This is a genomic window from Candidatus Njordibacter sp. Uisw_056 (genome assembly GCF_047730085.1).
GTDB lineage: Bacteria > Pseudomonadota > Gammaproteobacteria > Pseudomonadales > Balneatricaceae > Njordibacter.
This window is the reverse complement of record NZ_CP159830.1, coordinates 2,584,294-2,608,718: the sequence shown is the minus strand read 5'-3', so window position 1 is coordinate 2,608,718 and position 24,425 is coordinate 2,584,294. Positions and strand designations below refer to the sequence as shown.

General features: G+C 45.9%; 24 protein-coding genes, 2 tRNA genes and 1 other RNA gene. 20 read left to right on the top strand and 7 right to left on the bottom strand.

Translation table 11 applies throughout. The features are described 5' to 3' along the window. Positions 1-16 precede the first annotated feature (16 nt). Complete coding sequence (greA, locus tag ABXT60_RS12510) at positions 17-496, top strand: transcription elongation factor GreA (RefSeq protein ID WP_046482327.1); 480 nt, start codon at positions 17-19, stop codon at positions 494-496. A 67-nt stretch (positions 497-563) separates the two neighbouring features. Here the strand turns inward: greA and ABXT60_RS12505 are convergent, their stop codons facing one another. Then, positions 564-866 carry a YhbY family RNA-binding protein gene (locus ABXT60_RS12505; RefSeq protein WP_046482297.1) on the bottom strand — a complete coding sequence of 101 codons (303 nt, stop codon included), beginning with the start codon at positions 864-866 and terminating at the stop codon, positions 564-566. A 142-nt stretch (positions 867-1,008) separates the two neighbouring features. Between ABXT60_RS12505 and rlmE the strand changes: the two genes are divergently transcribed. The 17 genes from rlmE (at position 1,009) to serA (ending at position 18,318) form a co-directional block, all read left to right on the top strand. Continuing rightward, a complete protein-coding gene (gene rlmE, locus ABXT60_RS12500; RefSeq protein ID WP_046482324.1) occupies positions 1,009-1,632 on the top strand; it encodes a 23S rRNA (uridine(2552)-2'-O)-methyltransferase RlmE in 624 nt (207 codons plus the stop codon). 70 nt (positions 1,633-1,702) lie between these two features. After that, positions 1,703-3,664: an ATP-dependent zinc metalloprotease FtsH gene (ftsH, locus tag ABXT60_RS12495; protein WP_443632110.1), complete on the top strand. Its 1,962-nt coding sequence runs from the start codon at positions 1,703-1,705 to the stop codon at positions 3,662-3,664. Beyond that, entirely contained in the window at positions 3,633-4,505 is an 873-nt protein-coding gene (gene folP / locus ABXT60_RS12490; protein WP_443630428.1) for a dihydropteroate synthase, read from the top strand. Before ftsH ends, folP begins: the two co-directional genes overlap by 32 nt. Before the next feature lie 30 nt (positions 4,506-4,535). Next, a complete protein-coding gene (gene glmM / locus ABXT60_RS12485) occupies positions 4,536-5,873 on the top strand; it encodes a phosphoglucosamine mutase (protein WP_443632109.1) in 1,338 nt (445 codons plus the stop codon). Between the two features lie 132 nt (positions 5,874-6,005). After that, positions 6,006-6,758: a triose-phosphate isomerase gene (gene tpiA, locus ABXT60_RS12480; protein WP_443630427.1), complete on the top strand. Its 753-nt coding sequence runs from the start codon at positions 6,006-6,008 to the stop codon at positions 6,756-6,758. Between the two features lie 44 nt (positions 6,759-6,802). Continuing rightward, positions 6,803-7,153, top strand: a complete 351-nt coding sequence (gene secG / locus ABXT60_RS12475; protein WP_443630426.1) for a preprotein translocase subunit SecG — start codon at positions 6,803-6,805, stop codon at positions 7,151-7,153. A gap of 8 nt (positions 7,154-7,161) precedes the next feature. Continuing rightward, positions 7,162-7,247 (top strand) — tRNA-Leu (locus ABXT60_RS12470). A 222-nt stretch (positions 7,248-7,469) separates the two neighbouring features. Further along, positions 7,470-7,913, top strand: a complete 444-nt coding sequence (locus tag ABXT60_RS12465; RefSeq protein ID WP_443630425.1) for a VOC family protein — start codon at positions 7,470-7,472, stop codon at positions 7,911-7,913. 89 nt (positions 7,914-8,002) lie between these two features. Further along, positions 8,003-8,079: transfer RNA gene (locus tag ABXT60_RS12460), tRNA-Met, on the top strand. Between the two features lie 157 nt (positions 8,080-8,236). Continuing rightward, positions 8,237-8,692 (top strand): ribosome maturation factor RimP, encoded by a 456-nt coding sequence (gene rimP, locus ABXT60_RS12455; RefSeq protein ID WP_046482323.1) that lies wholly within the window; start codon positions 8,237-8,239, stop codon positions 8,690-8,692. Positions 8,693-8,730: 38 nt separating this feature from the next. Further along, entirely contained in the window at positions 8,731-10,212 is a 1,482-nt protein-coding gene (nusA, locus tag ABXT60_RS12450; RefSeq protein ID WP_443630424.1) for a transcription termination factor NusA, read from the top strand. A 31-nt stretch (positions 10,213-10,243) separates the two neighbouring features. Next, the gene (gene infB, locus ABXT60_RS12445) at positions 10,244-12,763 is read left to right on the top strand and encodes a translation initiation factor IF-2 (RefSeq protein WP_443630423.1); all 2,520 of its coding nucleotides are present in this window, start codon (positions 10,244-10,246) and stop codon (positions 12,761-12,763) included. Between the two features lie 9 nt (positions 12,764-12,772). Then, a complete protein-coding gene (rbfA, locus tag ABXT60_RS12440; protein WP_046482283.1) occupies positions 12,773-13,159 on the top strand; it encodes a 30S ribosome-binding factor RbfA in 387 nt (128 codons plus the stop codon). A gap of 6 nt (positions 13,160-13,165) precedes the next feature. Beyond that, entirely contained in the window at positions 13,166-14,143 is a 978-nt protein-coding gene (gene truB / locus ABXT60_RS12435; protein WP_443630422.1) for a tRNA pseudouridine(55) synthase TruB, read from the top strand. Positions 14,144-14,247: 104 nt separating this feature from the next. Further along, entirely contained in the window at positions 14,248-14,517 is a 270-nt protein-coding gene (rpsO, locus tag ABXT60_RS12430) for a 30S ribosomal protein S15 (RefSeq protein ID WP_046482321.1), read from the top strand. Positions 14,518-14,793: 276 nt separating this feature from the next. After that, positions 14,794-16,884 carry a polyribonucleotide nucleotidyltransferase gene (gene pnp, locus ABXT60_RS12425; RefSeq protein WP_443630421.1) on the top strand — a complete coding sequence of 697 codons (2,091 nt, stop codon included), beginning with the start codon at positions 14,794-14,796 and terminating at the stop codon, positions 16,882-16,884. Between the two features lie 204 nt (positions 16,885-17,088). Continuing rightward, positions 17,089-18,318: a phosphoglycerate dehydrogenase gene (gene serA, locus ABXT60_RS12420; RefSeq protein ID WP_443632108.1), complete on the top strand. Its 1,230-nt coding sequence runs from the start codon at positions 17,089-17,091 to the stop codon at positions 18,316-18,318. Here the strand turns inward: serA and rpiA are convergent. Further along, positions 18,315-18,986: a ribose-5-phosphate isomerase RpiA gene (gene rpiA / locus ABXT60_RS12415; RefSeq protein ID WP_443630420.1), complete on the bottom strand. Its 672-nt coding sequence runs from the start codon at positions 18,984-18,986 to the stop codon at positions 18,315-18,317. The genes serA and rpiA overlap by 4 nt on opposite strands. 149 nt (positions 18,987-19,135) lie before the next feature. Between rpiA and ilvA the strand changes: the two genes are divergently transcribed. Then, complete coding sequence (ilvA, locus tag ABXT60_RS12410) at positions 19,136-20,653, top strand: threonine ammonia-lyase, biosynthetic (protein WP_443630419.1); 1,518 nt, start codon at positions 19,136-19,138, stop codon at positions 20,651-20,653. A 52-nt stretch (positions 20,654-20,705) separates the two neighbouring features. Here ilvA and ABXT60_RS12405 read toward each other — a convergent pair whose 3' ends face one another. The 5 genes from ABXT60_RS12405 to ABXT60_RS12385 all read right to left on the bottom strand — a co-directional run bounded on the left by ABXT60_RS12405 (position 20,706) and on the right by ABXT60_RS12385 (position 23,678). Then, a complete protein-coding gene (locus ABXT60_RS12405) occupies positions 20,706-22,082 on the bottom strand; it encodes an ATP-binding protein (protein ID WP_443630418.1) in 1,377 nt (458 codons plus the stop codon). Beyond that, positions 22,066-22,770, bottom strand: a complete 705-nt coding sequence (locus ABXT60_RS12400; protein WP_443630417.1) for a response regulator — start codon at positions 22,768-22,770, stop codon at positions 22,066-22,068. The genes ABXT60_RS12405 and ABXT60_RS12400 overlap by 17 nt, the downstream gene beginning before the upstream one ends. A 147-nt stretch (positions 22,771-22,917) precedes the next feature. Continuing rightward, a non-coding RNA gene (gene ssrS / locus ABXT60_RS12395) (6S RNA) lies at positions 22,918-23,095 on the bottom strand. Positions 23,096-23,152: 57 nt separating this feature from the next. Further along, positions 23,153-23,431, bottom strand: a complete 279-nt coding sequence (locus ABXT60_RS12390; RefSeq protein ID WP_443630416.1) for a cell division protein ZapA — start codon at positions 23,429-23,431, stop codon at positions 23,153-23,155. Continuing rightward, positions 23,424-23,678 carry a hypothetical protein gene (locus tag ABXT60_RS12385; RefSeq protein WP_443630415.1) on the bottom strand — a complete coding sequence of 85 codons (255 nt, stop codon included), beginning with the start codon at positions 23,676-23,678 and terminating at the stop codon, positions 23,424-23,426. Before ABXT60_RS12385 ends, ABXT60_RS12390 begins: the two co-directional genes overlap by 8 nt. 140 nt (positions 23,679-23,818) lie before the next feature. Between ABXT60_RS12385 and ABXT60_RS12380 the strand changes: the two genes are divergently transcribed. Further along, positions 23,819-24,418 carry a UPF0149 family protein gene (locus ABXT60_RS12380; RefSeq protein ID WP_443630414.1) on the top strand — a complete coding sequence of 200 codons (600 nt, stop codon included), beginning with the start codon at positions 23,819-23,821 and terminating at the stop codon, positions 24,416-24,418. The last annotated feature ends 7 nt before the right edge of the window (positions 24,419-24,425 follow it).

The window sequence follows — 24,425 nt, the reverse complement described above, 5'->3', positions numbered from 1 at the left end:
AGTATTAATTATGGCGATTACCAAAGTCCCCATGACGGTGCGCGGTGAGCAACTACTGCGTACAGAGTTAGTGGAATTAAAAAGTGTTACTCGGCCGCGAATCATTCAAGATATTGCTACGGCGCGAGAGCATGGCGATTTAAAAGAAAATGCTGAATACCATGCGGCCAGAGAGCAGCAGAGCTTTTGTGAGGGTCGTATTCAAGAGGTTGAAGCTAAATTATCGTTGGTACAGGTGATTGATGTTAGCCAAATACCCCACACGGGCAAGGTTATTTTTGGTGCTACGGTAACCATCATTAACTTGGAAACTGACGAAGAAAAGACCTACTGCATTGTGGGTCAAGATGAAGCTAATATTAAAGCCGGTAAGATTTCTATTGGGTCACCTATAGCACGTGCTTTGATCGCTAAAAACGAAGGTGATGAGGTGCGCGTAACTACACCTGGTGGGGTCATTAATTATGAGATTGCTGAGGTGCGGCACATCGTATAGCTAAGCTAATCATCATCTACATCTCTCAGGCTTAACATGGGAGATGTAGATGAAATGGGCCTAAACATTAACGCTCTACGTTAGATTTCTTAGGGTCTGCATTAGGGTTGCTTGAGTAGACTAAAGCAACGTTCCCAACAGACTGCACTAATGTGGCGCCCGTTGTTTTACACATTTGCGCAATGAGTGCATTTTTAACGTCTCGATCACCCACAGAAAACTTCACTTTTATTAATTCATGGTCAAACAGCGCTCGGCTGATTTCTGTCATTACGGTTTCTGAAAGTCCGTTGCCAGCCACAGTAACAAGCGGGTGCAAGTCATGGCCGATGGTGCGAAATTGTTTTTTCTGCGATTGAGCTAAATTCATGGTTGTCCAAAGGTAAATTGTTGGGCCCCATAGGCCCCGTGGCTGTGCTAAACTGCCAACTATTATAACGCATGTCTGGCGTTTTCGCTTGTTAGCAGCCAGATTTACCCACTTACTTTTCGAACTATCAGTAGAGATTCCCTTGGCTAGATCAAAAACCAGCAGCAACTGGCTAAAAGAGCACTTTGATGACCCATATGTAAAACAGGCACAAAAAGATGGTTACCGTTCGCGGGCTAGCTATAAGTTGCTTGAAATAAGTAAAAAAGACCGCCTAATACGCCCAGGAATGACGGTGGTTGATCTAGGCGCAGCTCCAGGTGGCTGGACTCAGGTTGCTGTGCAGCTGGTTGGTGAAGAGGGCACTGTGGTGGCCTCAGACATATTAGCGATGGATTCGATTGCCGATGTCACCTTCGTGCAAGGAGACTTTACAGAGCAAGCGGTTTACGATCAGATCGTAGCTGCTTTAGGTGGCGAAAAAGCAGACCTTGTAATTTCTGATATGGCCCCCAATATGAGTGGTAACCCAGCCATTGATCAACCAGCATCGATGTATTTGGTTGAGTTGGCCTTAGATATGGCCCGTAGTGTATTGAAACCCGGAGGCACATTTGTGACTAAGGTGTTTCATGGTGAAGGTTTTGATGATTTATTAAAAGACACCCGTACCAGTTTTAACAGTGTGCGGTCACGTAAACCCGATGCTTCTCGTGGACGTTCGCGGGAAGTTTATCAATTGGCAACCGGTTTTAAAGGTCAGTAAACCTAGTTTATAGTCCTCATTGCCCAAGCCGCCCTCGTACTGAGGATTAGGAGTCTAGCACTTGAACAACATGACAAAGAATTTGGTTTTATGGCTCATCATCGCAGCAGTGCTGTTGACGGTGTTTAATAATTTTAGCCAAGAAGCTGCTCCCAACCGCGTAAGCTATTCAGAATTTGTGCAAGCAGTGCAGCGCGATCAAGTTAGAAACGTTGAAGTTGATGGCATCATTATTAATGGTAAATTTGGTGATGGAACCAGCTTTGAAGTTGTCCGGCCAGCATTGTCAGATCCTAAGTTGGTTGATGATTTGCTCACTCACCAAGTTGAGATTGTTGGCAAACAGCCAGAGCAACAAAGCATTTGGATGCAGTTATTGGTAGCTAGTGCACCTATTCTTATTATCATTGTGGTGTTTATGTTCTTCATGCGCCAAATGCAAGGTGGTGCTGGTGGCAAGGGCGGCCCAATGTCCTTCGGTAAGAGTAAAGCTCGGTTAATGAGCGAAGACCAAATTAAAACGACCTTTGCAGATGTTGCAGGTGTTGAAGAAGCCAAAGAAGATGTAGAAGAATTGGTGGAGTTTTTACGTGACCCCGGAAAATTCCAACGGTTGGGTGGACACATTCCGCGCGGCATTCTTATGTCTGGTGCCCCAGGTACCGGTAAAACATTACTAGCTAAGGCCATTGCTGGCGAAGCTAAGGTACCTTTCTTTAGTATTTCTGGTTCCGACTTTGTGGAAATGTTTGTAGGTGTGGGTGCGTCTCGTGTGCGCGACATGTTTGAGCAAGCCAAAAAACAAGCCCCCTGTATTATATTTATCGACGAAATTGATGCTGTAGGCCGTCACCGTGGCGCTGGAATGGGTGGTGGCAATGACGAACGTGAACAAACTCTAAACCAGTTGTTGGTTGAGATGGATGGTTTTGAAGGTAATGAAGGCATTATTGTTATTGCAGCTACTAACCGCCCAGATGTGCTAGACAAAGCGTTGTTGCGCCCTGGTCGTTTTGACCGCCAGGTTCACGTATCTTTACCTGATATTCTTGGGCGCGAACAAATTCTTAATGTGCACCTCAAAAAGGTACCCTTAGGCGATGATGTAAAGTCAAAGCTTATTGCGCGTGGTACCCCAGGGTTCTCTGGCGCAGACTTAGCTAACCTAGTGAACGAAGCCGCATTGTTTACTGCGCGGCTCAATAAGCGCACCGTAGGAATGGACGAGCTAGAGAAAGCCAAAGATAAGATTATGATGGGTGCTGAGCGTAAATCTATGGTGATGCAGCCTAAAGAAAAGCTTAATACAGCCTATCACGAGGCAGGTCACGCTATTGTTGGGCGCTTAGTGCCAGATCACGATCCAGTCTATAAGGTGACCATAATTCCCCGTGGTCGTGCTTTGGGTGTCACTATGTTTTTACCTGAAGAAGATCGTTATAGTTTGTCTCGCCAAGGGATCTTGAGCCAAATTTGTAGCCTTTACGGTGGCCGTATTGCTGAAGAAATAACGTTAGGCAAAGATGGTGTGACTACGGGAGCATCCAATGACATACAGCGCGCTACGCAATTAGCACGAAACATGGTGACTAAATGGGGCTTATCTGAAAAGTTAGGGCCATTGCTATATGAATCTGAAGACGCTGATCCGTTTAGTGGTGCTCAAGGCCAGGGAGCTAAAGGTTTTTCTGATGAAACTACAGCGATTATTGATAGCGAAATAAAAGATATTATTGAAAGCTGTTACGGCCGTGCCAGCACCATTTTACATGATAATCGAGATATTCTTGATGCCATGGCTAACGCACTAATGAAGTATGAAACCATAGACTCCAGTCAGCTAGATCAGTTGCTAGCTCGCCAAGAAGTTTCAGCCCCAGAAGGTTGGGCTGACCGCGAGCGCAATGCTAGTGGTTCCAATACGGGCGGGGGTGCCAGTGCCTCTGCACCTGAAGATAAGGCCACTGTTTCTGAGGCAGACCTAGACGCGGATAACGGTGATGTGCCGGGTGCTGACGAAGCGCCAAGCTAAGATGCTATTTGGTGATCAGCGGCTCAACTTAACAGAGCCACATGTGATGGGAGTGATTAATGTCACTCCTGATTCCTTTTCTGATGGTGGCAGTTTGTTTGCCAGTCAGTCTCTGTGCCTAGATGCAGCCATGGAGCGCGCGCGTGCGATGGTGGCAGAAGGGGCAAGTTTTCTCGATATAGGTGGTGAATCCACTCGCCCAGGCGCTGACCGGGTTTCGGTTCAGCAGGAGCTAGACCGTGTTATTCCGGTTATTGAGGCAATACGTGCATCGTTAAATGTCGTTGTGTCTGTTGATACCAGCACCCCAGAAGTGATGATTGCTGCTGGCAAAGCAGGAGCTGGGCTGATCAATGACGTGAGGGCGTTGGGCCGTGAGGGGGCTCTACAGGCTGCCGCTGGTACCCAACTACCTGTATGTCTTATGCATATGCAGGGCGACCCTAAAACCATGCAAGATAACCCCGTATATGATTCTGTGGTAGAGGATGTTAGCCTTTATTTTGATGAGCGCATTAAGCAGTGTAATCATATGGGAATCCCTACAGAGCGCATACTGATAGACCCTGGATTTGGCTTTGGCAAAACCTTGGTTCATAATCTGCAGTTACTTAACCACCTTAATCTATTAATCAACAAGGGTTTGCCTGTTTTAGTGGGTATGTCTCGTAAAAGTATGATTGGCGATGTTTTAAATAAGCCTGTAGATAAAAGATTGCATGGGGGGTTAGCAGTTTCTGTGATGGCCTATGAGCGTGGTGCCCGAATTGTGCGGGCGCATGATGTGGCCCCTACTGTAGATGCCCTAAGGATGGCTCATGCTGTTATGATGAGTGATTGAAGCTAAACCAAGGAAGGTTATATAAAAGGAATTGGTATGAAGTATTTTGGAACAGACGGCATTCGTGGCCGTTGTGGTGAGTACCCAATAACCCCAGACTTTATGCTCAAATTAGGTTGGGCGGTGGGCAAAGTATTCTCGGAGCACGGGCGTAGCAAGGTTTTAATTGGTAAAGACACCCGTATTTCTGGATATATGTTTGAGTCTGCGCTGCAAGCAGGCTTGTCTGCAGCAGGTGTTGATGTGCGTTTGTTAGGCCCCATGCCTACTCCAGCTGTTGCCTATTTAACCCGTACTTTTCATGCTGAAGCTGGCATCGTAATCAGTGCCTCCCATAATGGCTACAAAGATAACGGCATAAAGTTTTTTTCCGCTCAAGGCACTAAACTGTCAGGCTCAGTGGAAGCAGCAATTGAAGATAAGTTGCAAGAGACTATGGAGTGTGTTGCTCCAGAAGAGCTTGGTCGAGCTAAGCGTATAGAAGATGCTGCCGGCCGGTATATCGAATTCTGTAAAGGTACGGTTGGCCCTCATACAAACTTGAAGGGCATAAAAATTGTACTAGATTGCGCCCACGGAGCTACTTACCATATTGCACCTAAGGTGCTGCATGAGCTAGGTGCAGATGTCACTAGCATCGGTGTTGATCCAGATGGACTAAACATCAATCAGGAATGTGGCTCTACGTCCGTTGCTATGTTGCGAAAAGTAGTTCGGCTTCAACAAGCAGACTTAGGCATTGCCCTAGACGGTGACGGTGACCGCGTTATTATGGTTGATCACACTGGTGATGAAGTCGATGGTGACCAATTAATGTTCATCATTGCTGCTCACTTAAAGCGCAACAGTCAGCTAGAGGGTGGGGTTGTAGGTACTCAGATGAGTAACTTGGGTATGGAGCTGGGGTTAAAAGATCTTGGTATAGATTTTGTCCGCGCCAAAGTGGGGGATCGTTATGTCATGGAGCAGCTAAAAGAAAAAGGTTGGCTGTTAGGTGGTGAATCCTCTGGCCATTTGATCTGTCGAAACCTAACTACCACAGGAGATGGCATAGTTGCTGCTCTGCAAGTGCTTCAAGCGATGAAATCTAGCCGAAAGACTTTACATGAGCTTAAAAGCCAAATGAAAAAAATGCCTCAAAAGCTGATTAACCTGCGCTTTACTCATCGGGTAAATTTGTCAGAATATCCAGCCATAGATGAAGCAGTTAGTGCGCTTGAAAAGCGAATGGGTGATCGTGGACGAGTGTTACTTCGGCCCTCAGGCACTGAGCCTGTGGTAAGAGTGATGGTAGAAGGTGAAGATGCTGACCTTGTGAGTCAATACGCTAAAGAGTTAGCTCATGATGTAAATCAGGTAATTTCTTAGTCTAAATAGTATTTAATTGTGGCCTAATTAAAAGGTTTTACCAGAAAGTCTCTTGTTTAGGCGCCCTAACTTGAGTATTATTGCGCGCTTAAATTGATTACCCTTGGTTTGTTTTAACAAAAGGTTACGGTAATGGCACACACGATAGTTGCGGGCAACTGGAAAATGAACGCCAGCAAAAATGCTGTAACGAAGCTGTTAAGTGAGCTAAAACTGGGTGTGGCAGCAGTTAATAATGCTGAGCTGGTGGTGTTTCCACCGTTTCCATATTTAGCTCAGGCCCAGGCAGAATTAATGGGCACAAGCATTGGCATAGGTGTACAAAATATTTGTGCATCAGCTAAGGGAGCCTATACTGGTGAAGTGTCCCTAGCCATGGCTAGAGAATTTGGTGTTAGTTATGTGCTGGTGGGCCATTCAGAGCGACGTGCCCTATTTGCAGAAGATGATGCACAAGTGGCTGCTAAGTATGTAGCCACCCAAGCCATGCAACTCACCCCTATTTTGTGTGTTGGTGAAACATTAGAGCAGCGTGAGAAAGGCCTTACCCTAAGCGTGGTGACTAGCCAAATTCAGGCAGTTATTGACGCTGCTGGTGGTGCCAGCTTTGCCAATGCAGTAGTAGCTTATGAGCCAGTTTGGGCAATCGGTACTGGCTTAACCGCAAGCCCGGCGCAAGCCCAGCAAGTGCACAAAGCTATCCGTGCTCACGTAGCAAGTATAGCCCCAGAACAGGCACGTGGTTTGAAGATTTTATATGGCGGCAGTGTTACTGCAGCTAGTGCTGAAGAGTTATTTGCTCAAGCAGACATTGATGGCGGCCTAGTAGGCGGTGCATCCTTACAAGCGGATTCATTCTTGGCCATTGGTCAAGCGGCGAAATAGATTAGTGCTTATATAAGCGCAATAAGTGTAAAGCGAGAAATTTAATGGAAGTTGCAATCTTAATTGTACATGTATTGTTAGCCATAGCCTTAATAGGCTTTATCATGATTCAACAAGGTAAAGGTGCCGATGCAGGCGCTTCTTTTGGTGGCGGTGGTGCTTCCCAAACTGTATTTGGTAGTAGTGGTTCAGGTAACTTCCTGAGCCGTACGACCGCTATTTTAGCAGCTGGTTTATTTGTCACCAGCTTTGCATTGGCTGTGTATGCCAAGCAGCAAGCTAGCAGTGTTTCTGATGTGGGTATCCCTGTCGTTGAGCAAGTAGAACAGCAAACGCTTCCCGAGTTTGAAGAGGTGTTGATGCCTACAGACAGCGACGTTCCTGCAACAGAGTAATAAGTAATGCCGACGTGGTGGAATTGGTAGACACGCCACCTTGAGGGGGTGGTGAGCTTTGCTCGTGCCGGTTCAACTCCGGCCGCCGGTACCAAATTAACATCTATTACCAATCATAGATGTCCTAAAAGCCCCTAACCATGGGGCTTTTTTTTACTCTTTTTTTTGAGCAGGTGGACCCTGTTAATATCTTCGCCAACGTTGAAATCATTTGCCAAGGTTGGGTGGATATTGCATGGTTAAAAGGTTTTAGTTGATTGCTTTTTTTTGCTGGTATGCTTTACTTGTAAGCCGGTCTAACATTATAGGGTTTAACATGCGTTATCTTCATACCATGATCAGAGTAAAGGATTTGAAGGCTTCTTTAGAGTTTTGGTGTAGTCAATTAGGGCTGGTTGAAGTCAAACGAACAGACCATGAATCAGGGCGATTTACCCTAGTGTTTTTGGCAGCTGCTCGAGATGAAGCACAGGCTCAAAGTACTCAGGCGCCGCTGTTAGAGCTCACTTACAATTGGGATGCTGATGAAGAGTTGGCCACGGGCCGCAGTTGGGGGCACTTGGCTTACCAAGTTGACGACCTCTACCAGCTTTGCCAAACATTGATGGATGCGGGAGTTGTGATCAATAGGCCCCCCCGAGATGGGCATATGGCGTTTATCAAGTCGCCAGATAATGTGTCTGTTGAATTGTTGCAAGTAGGGAGTGCTTTGCCACCCTCAGAGCCGTGGGTTTCAATGCTTAACACGGGAAATTGGTGAGTCTGAAGATTAAGTGCAATCTTTTAGTAATTAGTTGTAATAAGTGTTTGACGTGTAAGGAATAAATCGATATTATGTGCGCTCTTTGATGCGGGGTGGAGCAGTCTGGTAGCTCGTCGGGCTCATAACCCGAAGGTCGTAGGTTCAAATCCTGCCCCCGCTACCATTTTTAGGCTAGTGTTTTTTACGCTAGCCTTTGACGAAAGTCATAAAGAAGTAATTCAGGGGTTCATAATGCCGCAACTTGCGTCACTACGAGACTGAATACATATAGTCGATAAAAAGCCCCTATTTTGGGGCTTTTTGCGTTTTGGGATATTGAAATGGCAGGTGCAGCAGCACAAATTGAAGCATTAGTAGCGCCAGCAGTGGCCGCATGTGGATGTGACCTTTGGGGTATTGAATATATCTCTCAAGGCCGCCATACCACTTTGCGGGTATATATAGACCATGCCAAGGGTATTGGTGTGGAGCAGTGTGCAGACGTGAGTCGGCAAGTGGCTGCAGTGATGGATGTAGAAGATCCTATTACTGGAGAATACACATTAGAAGTGTCATCACCTGGGTTGGATCGTCCCTTATTCACCTTACAACAATATCAAGCTAGCATTGGTGAAAAGTTAAGTTTGAAATTACGCTTGGCGTTTGATGGTCGCCGTCGTTTTACTGGATTGCTTAGCGGCATTGAGGGTGACGATGTGCTATTACAGATTGATGATGAAGAATATTTGTTGCCTTTTGACAGTATAGAAAAAGCCAATATTGTACCGCGCTTTTAAGCTCGGTTTTATAAGTCCAAATTAAGTGAGAGCTTGAAATGAATAAAGAAATTCTGTTAGTGGCAGAAGCGGTTTCAAATGAAAAGGACGTGCCAAAAGACGTTATCTTTGAAGCTATAGAACTAGCCTTAGCTACTGCGACACGCAAACGAATCCATGAAGAAAGTGACATTAGAGTCTCTATCGATCGCAAGACAGGTGCAGCTACAACTACGCGTTGTTGGACGGTTGTTACTGATGAGGTATACACCAACCCAGAGGCTGAGTTGATTCTTGAGGATGCTCAAGAGACCAATTCTGGTCTTGAGCTAGGTGACCTTGTACAAGAAGAGCTACCTACCGAAGTATTTGGCCGCATTGCCGCACAAACTGCTAAGCAAGTGATTGTGCAAAAGGTCCGTGAAGCTGAGCGTGCTAAGGTGGTGGAGCTGTACCGTGGCCGAATTGGCGAAATCATTAGTGGCAGTGTTAAGAAAGTGACACGTGATAATGTGATTGTGGATTTAGGTAATAATGCAGAAGCACTCATGGCGCGAGATCAGTTGATTGGTCGGGAAACATTCCGTATGGGTGATCGTATTAGGGCTTTATTGGCTGAAGTTCGTACTGAAAGCCGGGGCCCACAACTTTTCTTAAGCCGCACAGATCCGCAAATGTTGGTCGAGCTCTTTAAGATTGAAGTGCCTGAGATCTCTGAAGAAGTGATCGAAATTCGGGCAGCTGCCCGTGACCCTGGATCCCGTGCTAAAATCGCAGTTAAAACTAATGATGGCCGTATCGATCCTATTGGCGCTTGTGTGGGTATGCGAGGTTCGCGGGTGCAGGCTGTAACTGGTGAGTTAAATAACGAACGTGTTGATATTGTGCTTTGGGATGATAATCCAGCGCAGTTGGTTATTAATGCTATGGCCCCTGCAGAAGTTAGCTCTATTGTTGTTGATGAAGATCGACATGCCATGGATGTTGCCGTTAGTGATGAGAATTTGGCCATGGCCATTGGTCGTAATGGCCAAAACGTTCGTTTAGCGTCAGAATTAACTGGCTGGACCATTAACGTTATGTCTGAAGAAGATGCCGCCGCCAAGCAACAAGATGAAGTGGGTGGTGTGGTACAGACTTTTGTGGATGCACTGGACATTGATGAAGAATTCGCTGAAATGTTGGTAGAAGAAGGCTTTGCTAGTCTTGAAGAAATTGCCTATGTGCCGCTTGATGAAATGTTAGCTATCGATGGCTTAGATGAAGACATTGTTGAAGAGCTGCGTACTCGCGCAAAAGACAAGCTTCTTAACCAAGCGCTAGCAGCCGAAGAGCAGTTAGATAACTCTGAGCCAGCTCAAGATTTACTCGACATGGAAGGCATGGATACTCACCTTGCATTTGTATTGGCAAGCCGTGGCATTATCACTATGGAACATTTGGCCGAGCAAGCTGTTGATGAGATCTCGGATATCGAAGGCTTGAGTGACGAAAAAGCAGCAGAACTAATTATGACGGCCCGCGCCCCTTGGTTTGTTTAAACCACCGCCCGACCGACAGGAGAATACGATTATGACAGATCAAACTGTCAACACCCTAGCTGAAAAAGTAGGTGTTCCGGTTGAGCGCTTGCTGAACCAAATGGAAGAAGCAGGCCTTACCCGCCGTGCGGCTACTGACGCAGTGTCAGACGAAGAGCGTAAGTCGCTTTTATCGCACTTGCAAAAGTCTCATGGTGGCGAAGGTGACAACGCTGATGGCCCTAAAAAGATTACCTTGCGCCGTAAGACAACAAGCACCTTGAAAGTTGCTGGTGCGGCGGGTAAACGCACAGTTAACGTGGAAGTGCGTAAAAAACGTACCTATGTTAAATCTGAAGAAGACGATCAGTCTGTGGTTATTGAGGCTGAGAAAGTAGAATTGGCAGCCCGTAAAGAAAGTGAAGTTGCTCAAGAAAAAGCAGTTTCTGAAGCTAAGTCTGCCGCTGAAGCGGCCGAAACTGCATCAGCAAGCGCTGCAGCAAAAAACGAAGCAGATGATCAAGCTAAGGTTCAAGCGGATGCCAACGCGGCAGCTGCTAAGGTAGCGGCAAACGCTGAGGTGGCTCGTCAAAAAGCAGCTGAAGATGCTAAGAAAAAACCGGCTCACCAGAAGACGTTTACTTCCCCTGATAAGCCACGTGGTGGCGCACCTGCCGGTAAGAATAAAGGTAAGGGCCGTACATCTGGTGGGCGTGATGACCGTAGCCGTGGTAAGGGTGCGCGAAACAAAGGTAAATTAGCTGCACCTAAGCGGTCTGGTAATGGTGAGCATGCTTTTGAAGTGCCTACTGAAAAAGTGGTTTATGAAGTAAACCTGCCTGAGTCGATTACCGTAGCTGATTTAGCTCAGCGCATGAAAGTAAAGGCTGCAGAAGTTATTAAGGTAATGTTCAACATGGGTGCAATGGCAACCATCAACCAAGTTATTGACCAAGATACAGCAACTATTGTTGTTGAAGAAATGGGTCATACGGTGAAGTTGGTGATGGATGATGCCATCGAAACAGAAGTAGTTGAAAGTATTAACTACGAAGGTAAAGAGATTCCCCGTGCTCCAGTTGTAACTGTAATGGGCCATGTTGACCACGGTAAGACGTCTTTGTTGGATTGTATTCGTTCTACTAAGGTTGCTTCTGGTGAGTCTGGTGGTATTACCCAGCACATTGGTGCCTACCACGTAGAAACTGACAAAGGTATGGTTACTTTCTTAGACACACCCGGACACGCTGCGTTTACTGCGATGCGTGCCCGCGGCGCTAAGGCAACTGATATTGTTATTTTGGTTGTTGCAGCAGATGATGGTGTAATGCCGCAAACTGAAGAAGCGGTACAGCATGCTAAGGCTGCTGGCGTTCCTTTGATTGTAGCGATCAATAAAATGGATAAAGAAGGTGCTGATCCAGACCGAGTTAAGACAGAACTGTCTAGCCGTGACGTGGTGCCAGAAGATTGGGGTGGTGTAACTCAGTTTATCCCAGTATCCGCTAAGACGGGTGACGGCATTGAAGCATTGCTAGATGCTGTATTGCTTGAGGCTGAAGTACTTGAGCTTACTGCAGTGCCAGAAGCGCCAGCCAAAGGCGTGGTCGTTGAAGCCCGCCTTGATAAAGGCCGTGGTTCTGTAGCCACTATATTGATTCAAAACGGTACCTTAAAGAAAGGTGATATTGTTCTGGCCGGCCAGCAGTTTGGTCGAGTCCGCGCTATGTTGGATGAGAACGGTAAGCCGATCACCAGTGCAGGCCCTTCTATTCCAGTAGAGATTTTAGGTTTAGGTGGTACGCCTGACTCAGGTGAAGACTTCGCTGTAGTTGCAGACGAAAAGAAAGCCCGTGAAGTCGCACTATTCCGCCAAGGTAAGTACCGAGACGTTAAGCTTGCTCGCCAACAGGCTTCTAAGTTGGACGCTATGTTTGAGAACATGGGCAAGAATCAGGCCTCTGTGTTAAATGTTGTACTTAAGACTGACGTACGAGGTTCTTTGGAAGCATTAACCAACTCTCTAATGGATATTGGTACCGAAGAGGTTAAGGTGCAGGTTGTATCTAGCGGTGTTGGTGGTATTGCTGAGTCTGATGTTAACCTTGCCGTGGCGTCAAACGCTGTGATCTTTGGTTTTAATGTTCGTGCTGATACGCCGGCCAAGGCGCTCATTGAGAAAGAAGGCATTGACCTACGTTATTACAGCGTAATTTACGACATTATTAATGATGTAAAGGACGCTCTTTCTGGTATGTTAGCGCCGGAGCTGCGCGAAACTATTGTGGGTATTGCGGAAGTGCGAGAAGTTTTCCGTTCGCCTAAGTTGGGCCAGATTGCTGGCTGTATGGTTACCGAAGGTACGGTTCATCGCAGTAAGCCTATTCGTGTATTACGCGATAACGTAGTTATTTACGAAGGCGAATTAGAATCCTTACGTCGGCACAAAGATTCTGTTGCGGATGTCCGTAATGGTATTGAGTGCGGTATCGGTGTGAAGAGCTATAACGACGTTCGCGTTGGTGACCAAATAGAAGTCTTCGACACTATCGAAGTTGAGCGTAGTTTGTAAGGGCTGACCATGGCACAAGAATATAGCCGCACCCAGCGTGTGGCAGACCAAATTCAGCGTGAACTAGCAGCCCTAATCCAGCGTGAGGTGAAAGACCCTCGCGTAGGTATGGCTACGGTGAGTGCTGTGGAAGTATCACGTGACTTGTCTCATGCGAAGGTGTTTGTCACCATTTTAAATGGTGGTGAAGATCCGCAAGAAATTACAGAATCTGTGAAGGCCCTTAATAATGCTTCAGGTTTCTTGCGCAGCCAGTTGGGCCAGCGTATGAAATTGCGTATTGTACCCACGCTGCGGTTTCATTATGACGACAGTTTGTCACGCGGCAATTACCTTAGTAACTTGATTGACCAAGCTAGGGCCTCAGACCCAGAGCAGGACACTAATGCTGAATAAGCGCTAGTGGCTCGACAACCAAAAGGCCGTGAAGTAAGCGGCATTCTTATTCTAGATAAGCCTACTGGTATGAGTTCAAATCATGCTTTGCAGCGGGTTAAACGTATGTTTGGGGCTCGTAAAGCGGGCCACACTGGTGCCTTAGATCCCCTAGCTACTGGCTTGCTGCCTATTTGTTTGGGTGAAGCTACAAAGTTTAGCCAGTTTCTTTTAGATTCTGACAAGCGTTATCAAACCATTGGCCAGCTTGGTGTGCGCACTGACTCCAGTGATGCCGACGGTAAGATTGTAGAAACTAAAGCTTGTGCCCATATCACTTTAGCCGATGTAGAGGCTCAGTTACCACAATTTCGTGGCCTGATTAGCCAAGTTCCTTCCATGTTTTCAGCCCTTAAATATAAGGGGCAACCTTTGTATAAATTGGCGCGGGCTGGCAAAACTGTAGAGGTGAAGCCGCGGCAAGTCACTATTCATAATTTAGAATTGTTGAGCTTTGATAATGCCCAAGTGCAGATGGATATTAGCTGCACCAAGGGTACTTATATTCGCAGCATTGTAGAAGATTTGGGCCTGGCGCTAGGTTGTGGTGCGCACGTCTCACAGCTAAAACGCCTTCAAGCTGGGCCTTTTGTGGCCAAGCAAATGGTCACCTTAGAAGACCTTCAGGCCATTATTGATGAGGCAACTAAGGGCCAAGTGGTAGAAGAGGGTAAGTGGCCAGACATCACCCCAGCCTTCTCAGCCCTAGATGATCTATTAATGCCCGCCGATACTGCCGTTTTATCATTAAATGCTGTACAATTAGGCCCCCAACAAATTGAGGCGTTGCAGCAAGGCAAGGTTATAGACCATGCCACTGACTTTGCTGAATTTGATGTGGTGCGTGTGTATAGCTCGCATGCTATTGAAGCGAATGCCTTTATCGGCTTAGCTGAAGTGCAACAAGAAGGTCGCTTAAAAGCGAAACGCTTAATGAGTACTTAGACCTTCATTTAAGTTCCGCTGTAAATATGCACGGTGTGAACATTAACGATCCCCTAACCCTCAATGTAGAGGCTAGTGGGCATATTAATTATTGGAGAATTACCATGGCACTAACTGCCGTTGAAAAAGCTGCTGTTGTAGCAGATTACCAAACTGCTGAAGGCGACACAGGGTCACCAGAAGTTCAGGTTGCATTATTAACTGCGAACATCTTGGCACTACAAAGTCACTTCAAAGAGCATAACCATGATCACCACTCACGTCGTGGTTTGATCCGTATGGTTAACCAGCGTCGTAAATTGCTGGACTACCTTAATCGTAAAGACGCTGAGCGTTACGTTACGTTGATTGGTCGTTTAGGTCTACGCCGCTAGAAATAGGTTTAAACTTGATGTATTCAGCGAATACAGAAGGCGCAACACCTGATTTAAATACCACGCTCAGTAGGTCTAAGTGTGATCAATAGAGGCTAGGTAATCATTTGGTTACGTAGCCTTTATTGTTTTAACTGCAAGCGATAAGAGAGGGTCGGCCCGTACTCTTATTGGCTTGGTGCTAGAGGTAGCTTTAAACCTCAACCGAGTTAATAAGTGTACTGGTGGATTAGATCGCTCAATTGATTGCAAATTCTTTATTTTATGGAGATAAATATGTCTATCATTACCAAAACATTTCAATACGGTGAGCAAACCGTAACGCTAGAAACTGGTCGTATTGCGCGTCAAGCTTCTGGTGCTGTTCTTGTCACAGTCGATGACGCTATCCAAGTACTGGTTGCTGTTGTTGGCTCCAAAACAGCCAAACCTGATCAAGGTTTCTTTCCACTTTCTGTCCACTACCAAGAAAAGACTTACGCTGTTGGTAAGATTCCTGGTGGTTTCTTTAAGCGTGAAGCGCGTCCATCTGAAAAAGAGACGTTGACTAGCCGTTTGATCGACCGTCCCATTCGCCCATTGTTCCCTAAGGGCTTCATGAACGAAGTGCAGGTTATTTGTACTGTAATGTCTGCTGATAAGCAAAATGACACAGACATTGCTGCTTTAATTGGTACTTCTGCTGCGTTAGCCATCTCAGGTATTCCTTTTGCAGGCCCAATCGGTGCAGCACGCGTGTCATACTCTGATGAGGCTGGTTACCAACTTAACCCAAGCTTCGAAGCCCAAGCTACATCTGATCTAGACATGGTTGTTGCAGGTACTGCTGATGCTGTATTGATGGTTGAATCAGAAGCCAAAGAACTAAGCGAAGATGTAATGTTAGGTGCTGTTCTTTTTGCTCATGATGAAATGCAAGCTGTAGTTAAGGCAATAGCTGAATTTGCCTCAGAAGCAGCCAAGCCTACTTGGGACTGGGTTGCCGCTGAAGAAGATGCAGCACTTAAGTCTGCTGTTACTGCTGCTGTTGGCGAAGCTGTTGGCGAAGCTTACCAAATTAGCGACAAGATGGACCGTCAAGCGCGCTTGGCTGAAGTGAAGGCGCAAGCGATTGCTGCCCTATGCAGCGATGAAGCTTCTGCTCCTTCCAAGTCTGACGTATTAGGCATGGTGAGTAAGCTAGAAAAGCACACTGTGCGCTCACGTGTAGTTGCAGGCGAGCCGCGTATCGACGGTCGTGATACCAAGACTGTCCGTGGTATCGATGTGCAAATTGGTACTTTGGCTAAAGCTCATGGTTCATCATTGTTCACCCGTGGTGAAACCCAGTCTATTGTTGTAGCTACCCTTGGTACTAGCCGTGATCAGCAGATTATTGATGCCTTAGAAGGCTCGCGTAAAGATCCGTTTATGCTGCACTACAACTTTCCAAGCTACTCTGTAGGCGAAACAGGCCGTTTCATGGGCCCAGGCCGCCGTGAGATTGGCCATGGCCGGTTGGCGCGTCGTGGCATACAAGCGATGTTGCCAAGCCAAGAAGACTTTCCTTATACTATTCGCGTAGTTTCAGAAATCACTGAGTCCAACGGGTCTAGTTCAATGGCTTCTGTGTGTGGTGCATCTCTAGCACTTATGGATGCGGGTGTGCCAATTAAGGCACCTGTCGCAGGTATTGCCATGGGCCTGATTAAAGAAGATGCTGGTTTTGCCGTTTTGACAGACATACTCGGTGATGAAGATCACTTAGGCGATATGGACTTTAAAGTAGCAGGTTCTGCTGCAGGTATTACTGCGCTTCAAATGGATATTAAAATCCAGGGCATTACTGAAGAGATAATGGAAATTGCTTTAGAGCAAGCACACGAAGCACGTATTCATATCTTAGACGAAATGAACAAGGTTATTGCAGTGCCTCGCACTGAGCTGAATGACAATGCTCCTACCATGAAAACCATCAAGATCGATCAAGATAAGATCCGTGATGTAATTGGCAAAGGTGGCGCTACCATTCGTGGTTTGTGTGAAGAGACTGGCGCATCAATCGACATTGAAGATGACGGTACCGTGCGTGTATTTGCTGACGACAAAGCGTCTGCCGAATTGGCAGAAGCTAAGATTTTAGAAATTACTGCAGAAGCCGAAGTGGGTGCTATTTACGAAGGTAAAGTGGAGCGTATTGTTGACTTCGGAGCATTCATTAACATCTTGCCTGGCAAGGATGGTTTACTGCATATTTCCCAAATCTCTAGTGAGCGTGTTGAGAAAGTCACTGACTACCTAGAAGAAGGTCAAACTGTTAAGGTTAAAGTGCTAGACGTAGACGCACGCGGCCGTATTAAGCTGTCTATGAAAGACATGGAAGCCTAACTTTATCTCAATAGGGCTTGAGTAAAGTGGCATTTGATTGATAAATCAGGTCGCGCAGCCCTCTTGAAATAATACAACCTCTAATCAGCAATGGTTAGGGGTTTTTTTATGTTTGCGAAGCTACTAATGTGTCGCATTTGGTAATATAATAGTCGCCTTTAGATCTGTGCTAAATCGTATTAAAAAGGCTCCCCCTTGAATCCATTGCAGCAAATTTCCCTCAAAAAAAATAACATTAAAATCGTTCTATTAGAAGGCGTGCATCAATCAGCTGTTGATGCCTTGCAGGGTGCGGGGTTTAGTAATATTCATTTTTACGCTACTGCACTGCCAGAAAACGAACTAATGGAAGTGTTAAAAGATGCCCACTTTGTAGGTATTCGTTCACGCACTCAGCTAACCCGTGAAGTGTTAGGTGAAGCTACTAAGCTAATGGCGATAGGCTGTTTTTGCATAGGCACCAACCAGGTGGATCTCAGTGCGGCCCTAGAGTTAGGTATTCCTGTATTTAATGCACCTTACAGTAATACTCGCAGTGTCGCAGAATTAGTGATTGCTGAAGCTGTACTTCTGCTAAGAGGTATTCCAGAAAAAAATGCCAAGGCTCATCGTGGTCAATGGCTTAAATCAGCACATCAGTCTTTTGAAGTGAGGGGTAAAAAGCTCGGTGTGGTGGGGTATGGGTCTATTGGCTCGCAGCTTGGTATTATGGCCGAAGCCATGGGCATGGAGGTGATCTATTATGATCAAATTACTAAGCTGAGTTTAGGCAATGCATCTGCCTGTGGCAATTTAGCAGCACTGCTTATGCAAGCCGATATTGTGACCTTGCATGTGCCAGAAACGCCATCGACGTATTGCTTAATGGGCCCCACTCAGCTTGCACAGATGAAACAGGGTGCGGTCCTGATTAATGCCTCACGTGGCACCGTGGTTGATATTGAAGCATTAGCTAGTTGTCTGAAGAGTGGTAAGTTATTAGGCGCAGCTATTGATGTGTTTCCAGTAGAGCCTCGGTCTAACAACGATGAGTTTATTTCGCCATTAAGGGGCTTAGATAATGTCATTTTAACCCCACACATTGGTGGTTCAACGGTTGAGGCACAAGTGAACATTGGTGTGGAAGTGGCCGATAAACTCATTCGGTATTGTGACAATGGTACCAGTCTGTCTGCAGTCAACTTTCCAGAAGTGTCACTACCTAACCATGAAAATGCGCATCGCTTGTTGCATATTCATGAAAATATACCAGGGGTACTATCTGAAATAAATAATGTGTTTTCTGAAAATAGCATTAATATTTCGGGGCAGTATTTGAATACTAATACCAAGGTAGGTTATGTGGTCATCGATGTAGATGCCAGCTGGTCAGAGTTGGCCTTAGTTAAACTCAAACAAGTGTCTGGCACCATAAGCTGCCGAGTATTATTTTAGCTTGTTAGGGTTTTAACCCCGTCTCCAGTGCCCAGAAATAGAATGTCTGCTGGGCGGTGCGCGAAAAGACCGTTAGTAACAACGCCAGTAAGCTGGTTGATCTGTTGTTCAAGGTCTTTTGGGTCTACAATGTCCATACCGTAAAGGTCTAGGATAAGGTTACCATTGTCGGTTACAAAGCCCTGACGCCACACAGGTTCACCACCAAGGCCTACTAGTTTACGAGCTACATAACTGCGGGCCATGGGAATTACTTCTACGGGCAGCGGAAACGCACCTAGTACACCCACTAGTTTGCTTTCATCGGCAATACAAACGAAGGTTTCTGCAACGGCAGCGACTATTTTCTCTCGTGTTAAGGCACCACCGCCACCCTTAATCAGGTTGAGGTGAATGTCACTTTCGTCTGCGCCGTCTACATAAAAACTCATGTGAGGCACAGCATTAAGTTCTAAGACGTTAATGCCATGGCTCTTGAGGCGTGTTGCAGTCGCTTCAGAACTTGCTACCGCAGCGCCAAAAGTGTGTTTTATCTTGGCTAGAGCATCAATAAAGCAGTTAGCAGTAGACCCTGTACCAACACCAATAATTGATTCCCAGGTAAGATGAGGCGCGATATAGTCTACTGCAGCTTGTGCTACAGCCTGTTTTAACTGGTCTTGGGTCATGGTGATGATCGAGTTGGACACTAATAGACAGATTATACAGGAATTTCCACTATACAATGTAGACGCTAGTGGCTTCTGCCATTAATATGATTAGCGAGTTAAACACACTTCACATTCTGTAAAAATATTACCCCATTAGAAGAAATATTATGCCTCATCGTTATATCAAGAAAATTCTATCTGCTAATGTCTACGACGTGGCAGTGGAAACGCCCGTTGACCCAGCTCGAAGTCTGTCTAAACGCTTGGCAAATAATATTTTGATTAAACGAGAGGATTTGCAGCCTATATTTTCTTTTAAAATCCGGGGGGCCTATAACTGTATTTCAAAATTAACAGATACGCAAAGGGCCTCTGGTGTGGTGTGTGCGTCTGCGGGCAATCATGCCCAAGGTGTAGCCATGTCTGCCCAGCACTTAGGTATTGATGCCACTATTGTTATGCCCAAAAGTACCCCAGAAATTAAGGTTAATTCGGTCAGAGCTCTAGGCGCAAAGGTCATTTTACATGGGGATTCATTCGCGCAGGCGTTTGCCCATTCACGCACCTTGATGGCTGACCTAGGGATGGTGTACATACACCCCTTTGATGACGAACATGTGATTGCTGGTCAAGGCACTGTAGCGGTGGAATTGTTGCGGCAGGTTCAGGGTAACATTGATGTGGTATTTGTACCTGTTGGCGGGGGTGGGTTAATTGCAGGTATGTCTGTTTATATAAAGTACCTGCGCCCAGATATCAAAATTATAGGTGTGGAGCCCGAAGATTCTTGCTGCCTTAAGGCAGCTATGGATGCGGGTGAACGGGTCATTTTGTCAGAAGTTGGTACCTTTGCTGAGGGTGTGGCTGTTGCTCAAATAGGCAAACTTAACTTTGAATTAGCCCAGCAGTATGTTGATGAAGTGATTACTGTAACCACAGATGAGCTGTGTGCCGCTATAAAAGATATTTATGGTGACACGCGTGCGGTTGCGGAACCTTCCGGGGCTTGTGCTGTTGCTGGCTTAAAGAAATATGTAGAACGTGAAAAAGCGCAAGGTCAAACCTTGGTTGCTGTTTCTACAGGGGCTAATCTGAACTTTGATCGCTTGCGCCACGTTGCTGAGCGTGCAGAAATAGGAGAGGGTCGTGAGGCTATTATTGCGGCAGAAATACCCGAGCAGCCAGGCAGTTTCAAACGGTTTTGTACGGCATTAGGTGAGCGTAATATCACCGAATTTAATTACCGCTATGGCAATAACACTAAAGCACAAGTGTTTGTGGGTGTGACCCTTAAAACAGATGAAGGGGGCCGTGAACCGCTGCTTAAACAGTTGGCTAGCCACCATATTACTGCGGTAGATTTGAGCAACAACGAAATGGCTAAGAGCCATGTTCGTTATATGGTAGGTGGGCATGCCTCAGTAGACAACGAAGTGGTCTACCGTTTTACTTTTCCAGAACGACCGGGTGCGTTACTTAAGTTTTTGAATAAACTTGGCCAACTATGGAATATCTCAATGTTCCATTATCGTAATCATGGGTCTGCTTATGGCCGAGTGTTAGTCGCAATGCAAGTTCGACCAGAAGACAAAGTGAAGTTTGAAGGTTATTTAGACGAGCTGGGTTATGCTTTTAATGAAGAAACAGATAATCCAGCCTATCAGCTATTTTTAGCCCCTGAATAATGCGGGGTGGTTATAAATGGTGCTGCCATGGGCTCAGCGCCATTAAGCCCTCCTAGAGAGATGCTTTTGGTAAGGTAATGTCAACTCTAAGTCCGCCCTCAGACCGGTTGCTAGCCTCAATAGTGCCACCTTGAGCCCTTATTGCCTGTTCGGCAATGGCCATGCCCACACCGTAGCCACCGCTTTGCTGGTTACGGCTAGCTTCCACGCGGTAAAAAGGCTCAAACAAGCGTTTAAGTGAGTCTTCTGGCACGCCTTCACCTTCATCTTCAATGCGAATAACCACGGTGTCTTTATGTAGGTCTACTTGTAAAAATATTTGGCTATCATCTGCAGTATATCTCATGGCATTTCGCAAGATGTTTTCTACTGCACGGGACACCAATTCGGGTTGGCCAGTTAACATGTTTTTGTCGGGCTGTTGCAGGTGCACCTGGTGTTTTGACTGGTCCTCAAACTGAGCATCTTGAGTGAGTTTGCATAGTAAATCGCTTAAATTATAGGCTTCTATACTAGGGGTTTGGCCATTTTGCTCTAAGCGTAATAAGGTGAGCACCTGATCAATCAGATCGTTCATACGTTCTATTTCGCGCTCAATACGGTGCAGAGATTGGTGCTCTGTATCAGGCAGCTTCCGCGCTAGTAACTCTAAGGCGATTTGCTGTCTAGCTAAAGGGGTTCTTAACTCGTGTGATATGTCTCGAAATAGGCGTTGCTGATTGCTCACCAGCAAACTAATACGTTCGGCCATGCGGTTGAAGGCTAGGCCCACTTCACCAATTTCATCTCTTCTGAAGCCAATTAACATGGGTAGCCGAGTGTCAAAATTGCCGCGGGCAAACGAGTCGGTTGCTTGCTTGAGCTTACGCAGCGGATCTGTGATTCGCCAGGTCACAAAAGCGGTCAAAAGGGCTACGATCACTAAAGCGGTAATAACTTGCAGTATGGGTAAATGCTTCAGCCAGGCTGGGTAAGGGCCGGAGTTATCGCGATGGGCGACAAACGTATAGATACGGTTGCTACTACTGGAAATACGATAAGGTTGGAACCCCCTCAAGTGACGCTCTGATAGCCTATTTTGGGTTAGGGGTAAGGTAAATTCAAGCCAGTTTTTTGGCAGGTTTGCGAGGCTTATAGGCCGTCGTTTAGAATCTAACATAAAGCCCTTTACGTTGAATTCTTGGTCGATATAGCGCAGCCAAACCGTCAACTCTTCGGTGCCTTTGGTTTCAAAAATGTCGGCTGCCTTGATGCCTAATTTAACTACCCGTTGATATTCTTCTTGTTCGCGCTTTTCAACAATAATTTCTGACAAGGTGGCAACAGAGAAAATAACCGCAATGAGGGTGAGCCAAAAAAAGAAAAATATCTTCCAATATAAGCTTCTAAATATTAATGGTCGTAACGGCCATTTAGTCATTAATGACATACTGGTATCCAACGCCTCGTATCGTTTTTATACGCGGTTCATTGCTTGAAAATGGCCCTATTTTTCGCCTTAGGTTACTCATATGCATATCGACACTGCGATCGTATAAGGCTAAGTGACGGCCTAATGCTGTTTCTGTGAGCTCTTCTTTACTCAGCACTTGGCCTGCTTTCTCCAGCAAACTGGCTAAAAGATTAAACTCTGTGCTGGTGAGATCTAGGTCTTCACCCTGCTTGGATACGATACGTGTATTGTGGTTTAGTTCTACATCCTCTCGGATAATCACTTGGCGACTGCCGCTGGCTTGCATGCCTGCTTTATCCATTTCTACCCGCCTTAATATGGCGCGAATACGGGCAACAATCTCTCTTGGGTTGCAGGGTTTCGGCAGATAATCGTCTGCTCCCATTTCAAACCCTACAATGCGGTCTACCTCGTCACTACGAGCAGTCAGCATAAGTACAGGTGTTTTATTGTTGACACGAAATTGTTTGAGAAGGTCTAGACCATTCATCTTAGGCATCATAATATCAAGGACCAAGGCATCATACTGGCCATTCAAGGCCATATTAAGTCCTTGTTCACCATCAAAGGCTTGGTCTACTTCAAAGTTTTCTAATGCCAAAAACTCGCTCAATAACTCATTGAGCTCCTGATCATCTTCAATTAACAAAATGCGGGTAGTCATGAGTTCAATCCTCAGAATGGGCAGTGTTTGTTAGAGTATAGATGCGTTTGGCCCATACTGACAGAGCAGGCATAGGTATTGGGGATGTATTTTACAGAATTTTACGTGTTTGGAGTTAGGTGATAACTCTACCAGAGTGGAAGTTAAAGACTCCCCAAGGTGTCGTTTCCGATGGTTGCCCTGAACCCGACGGTTCAAGTTGGGAGCTCCTGACTAAGCGGAAGGCGTTCCAGCAAGTGGACATGCACAAAGCAAAGCCGAGAAGCCCCCTGGGTATATAAATCGGCTCAAGGACGTTATCGAATGTCGAGTACCACAGGGAGTCTGTTGGTATTATAGGCCTGAGTTTTTAAGAATGGAACCTAAATTAGAGAATAAAAGGCTAACTTAGGCTGTCATTAACTCTTTTGTCTAAATGCTCAAGTGCTGTTTCCAAATTAATTAGCTGCTCTTGAGTATCTATTAGCTCCGCACTCATGTTCAAGGCTGCCATTACTGCCATACGCTCTAAACCCATTACCCGGCCACTTGATTTAATATCCTGCAGTATTTGATCTAAATTCTCAGCAGCCTGGCGCAAGTTAGCTTCTTTGCCAGCAGGGCAAGTGAGGGTATACCTTTGAGCTAAAATGGAAACTTGTACTGCTGTTGTGTCAGTCATGGTGAGCTTCCGTTGCTTGGTCAAATAAGCTGATTAAATGATTTAAGTCATCTTCTAGGTTTTGGTTGTGGGCTTGTGCAGGCTTTACAAAGGCTTCTTGTGCTAAGGCGTTGGCAGCCTGCTGCTTTATTAATTGTTCTTCTAGCTGCGCCACACTGCTTTGAAGCATTGCATATTCGTGCTGTAAGGCGCGGTGTTGAGTTAACAACTGGTCGATGTGATGTACCAAGGCATTGATGGTCGACATTGCTGGGCCACTTAAAAGATAATCTATGCTTAGATTTTATAGTAAATTACGCTACTGTCTAGTAACGCCGTATAAAAGCTCTAGAGAATGCGTTCAGCTCAGGTATAATAAACTGATAATTTAAAGCTAGAGCCAAACTAATGACTGAGACCACGCCACAACTAAACTACGTATTTGATGACTTTGCAGACATGTTTGTTGAGTTGGGGGCTTTCGGTACTCCATCTGAATTACACGGATTGCTTACAGGGCAGCTGGCAGCCGGTGTTCGAGCTGATGCTGAGGCTTGGCTGGCCATGGTTGTGGCCCATTTAGATGTGCAAGAGCTAGAAGATGATGATGACAAAGCTGAATTGGTGACACTTTATGATTTGGTGCTAGAGCAATTAACGGCAGCTGATTTTGGGTTCCAATTACTGCTTCCAGAAGACGATGCCGAGCTGACAGGCAGAACAGAGTCCTTGGGCGCTTGGTGTAGTGGTTTTTTAAGTGGGTTTGGCTTAGGTTTTGATCGCAGCAAGCAAACACTTTCCAGTGAAATCACCGACTCAATGGAAGACCTTGCTAATATTGCCCAAGTGTCCTTTGATGCGGATGACGAAGAGCTAGAAGGAGACAGTGCAGAAACCAGTTATATAGAACTGGTTGAGTATGTGCGTTTGGCTGCAATGATGGTATTTGCAGAATTTAATTTACCGTCCCACAGTGCCCAAAAAAAAGTACCTCAGCAAGTACATTAAGAGCAAA

Coding starts and splice junctions, on each gene's coding strand:
- ABXT60_RS12380 (WP_443630414.1), top strand. CDS start 23,819: ATGACTGAGACCACGCCACAACTAAACTACGTATTTGATGACTTTGCA.
- nusA (WP_443630424.1), top strand. CDS start 8,731: ATGAATAAAGAAATTCTGTTAGTGGCAGAAGCGGTTTCAAATGAAAAG.
- ABXT60_RS12505 (WP_046482297.1), bottom strand. CDS start 866: ATGAATTTAGCTCAATCGCAGAAAAAACAATTTCGCACCATCGGCCAT.
- folP (WP_443630428.1), top strand. CDS start 3,633: ATGTGCCGGGTGCTGACGAAGCGCCAAGCTAAGATGCTATTTGGTGAT.
- rpiA (WP_443630420.1), bottom strand. CDS start 18,986: ATGACCCAAGACCAGTTAAAACAGGCTGTAGCACAAGCTGCAGTAGAC.
- rimP (WP_046482323.1), top strand. CDS start 8,237: ATGGCAGGTGCAGCAGCACAAATTGAAGCATTAGTAGCGCCAGCAGTG.
- tpiA (WP_443630427.1), top strand. CDS start 6,006: ATGGCACACACGATAGTTGCGGGCAACTGGAAAATGAACGCCAGCAAA.
- infB (WP_443630423.1), top strand. CDS start 10,244: ATGACAGATCAAACTGTCAACACCCTAGCTGAAAAAGTAGGTGTTCCG.
- ABXT60_RS12405 (WP_443630418.1), bottom strand. CDS start 22,082: ATGTCATTAATGACTAAATGGCCGTTACGACCATTAATATTTAGAAGC.
- ftsH (WP_443632110.1), top strand. CDS start 1,703: ATGACAAAGAATTTGGTTTTATGGCTCATCATCGCAGCAGTGCTGTTG.
- rbfA (WP_046482283.1), top strand. CDS start 12,773: ATGGCACAAGAATATAGCCGCACCCAGCGTGTGGCAGACCAAATTCAG.
- secG (WP_443630426.1), top strand. CDS start 6,803: ATGGAAGTTGCAATCTTAATTGTACATGTATTGTTAGCCATAGCCTTA.
- rpsO (WP_046482321.1), top strand. CDS start 14,248: ATGGCACTAACTGCCGTTGAAAAAGCTGCTGTTGTAGCAGATTACCAA.
- ilvA (WP_443630419.1), top strand. CDS start 19,136: ATGCCTCATCGTTATATCAAGAAAATTCTATCTGCTAATGTCTACGAC.
- ABXT60_RS12400 (WP_443630417.1), bottom strand. CDS start 22,770: ATGACTACCCGCATTTTGTTAATTGAAGATGATCAGGAGCTCAATGAG.
- ABXT60_RS12465 (WP_443630425.1), top strand. CDS start 7,470: ATGCGTTATCTTCATACCATGATCAGAGTAAAGGATTTGAAGGCTTCT.
- pnp (WP_443630421.1), top strand. CDS start 14,794: ATGTCTATCATTACCAAAACATTTCAATACGGTGAGCAAACCGTAACG.
- ABXT60_RS12390 (WP_443630416.1), bottom strand. CDS start 23,431: ATGACTGACACAACAGCAGTACAAGTTTCCATTTTAGCTCAAAGGTAT.
- ABXT60_RS12385 (WP_443630415.1), bottom strand. CDS start 23,678: ATGTCGACCATCAATGCCTTGGTACATCACATCGACCAGTTGTTAACT.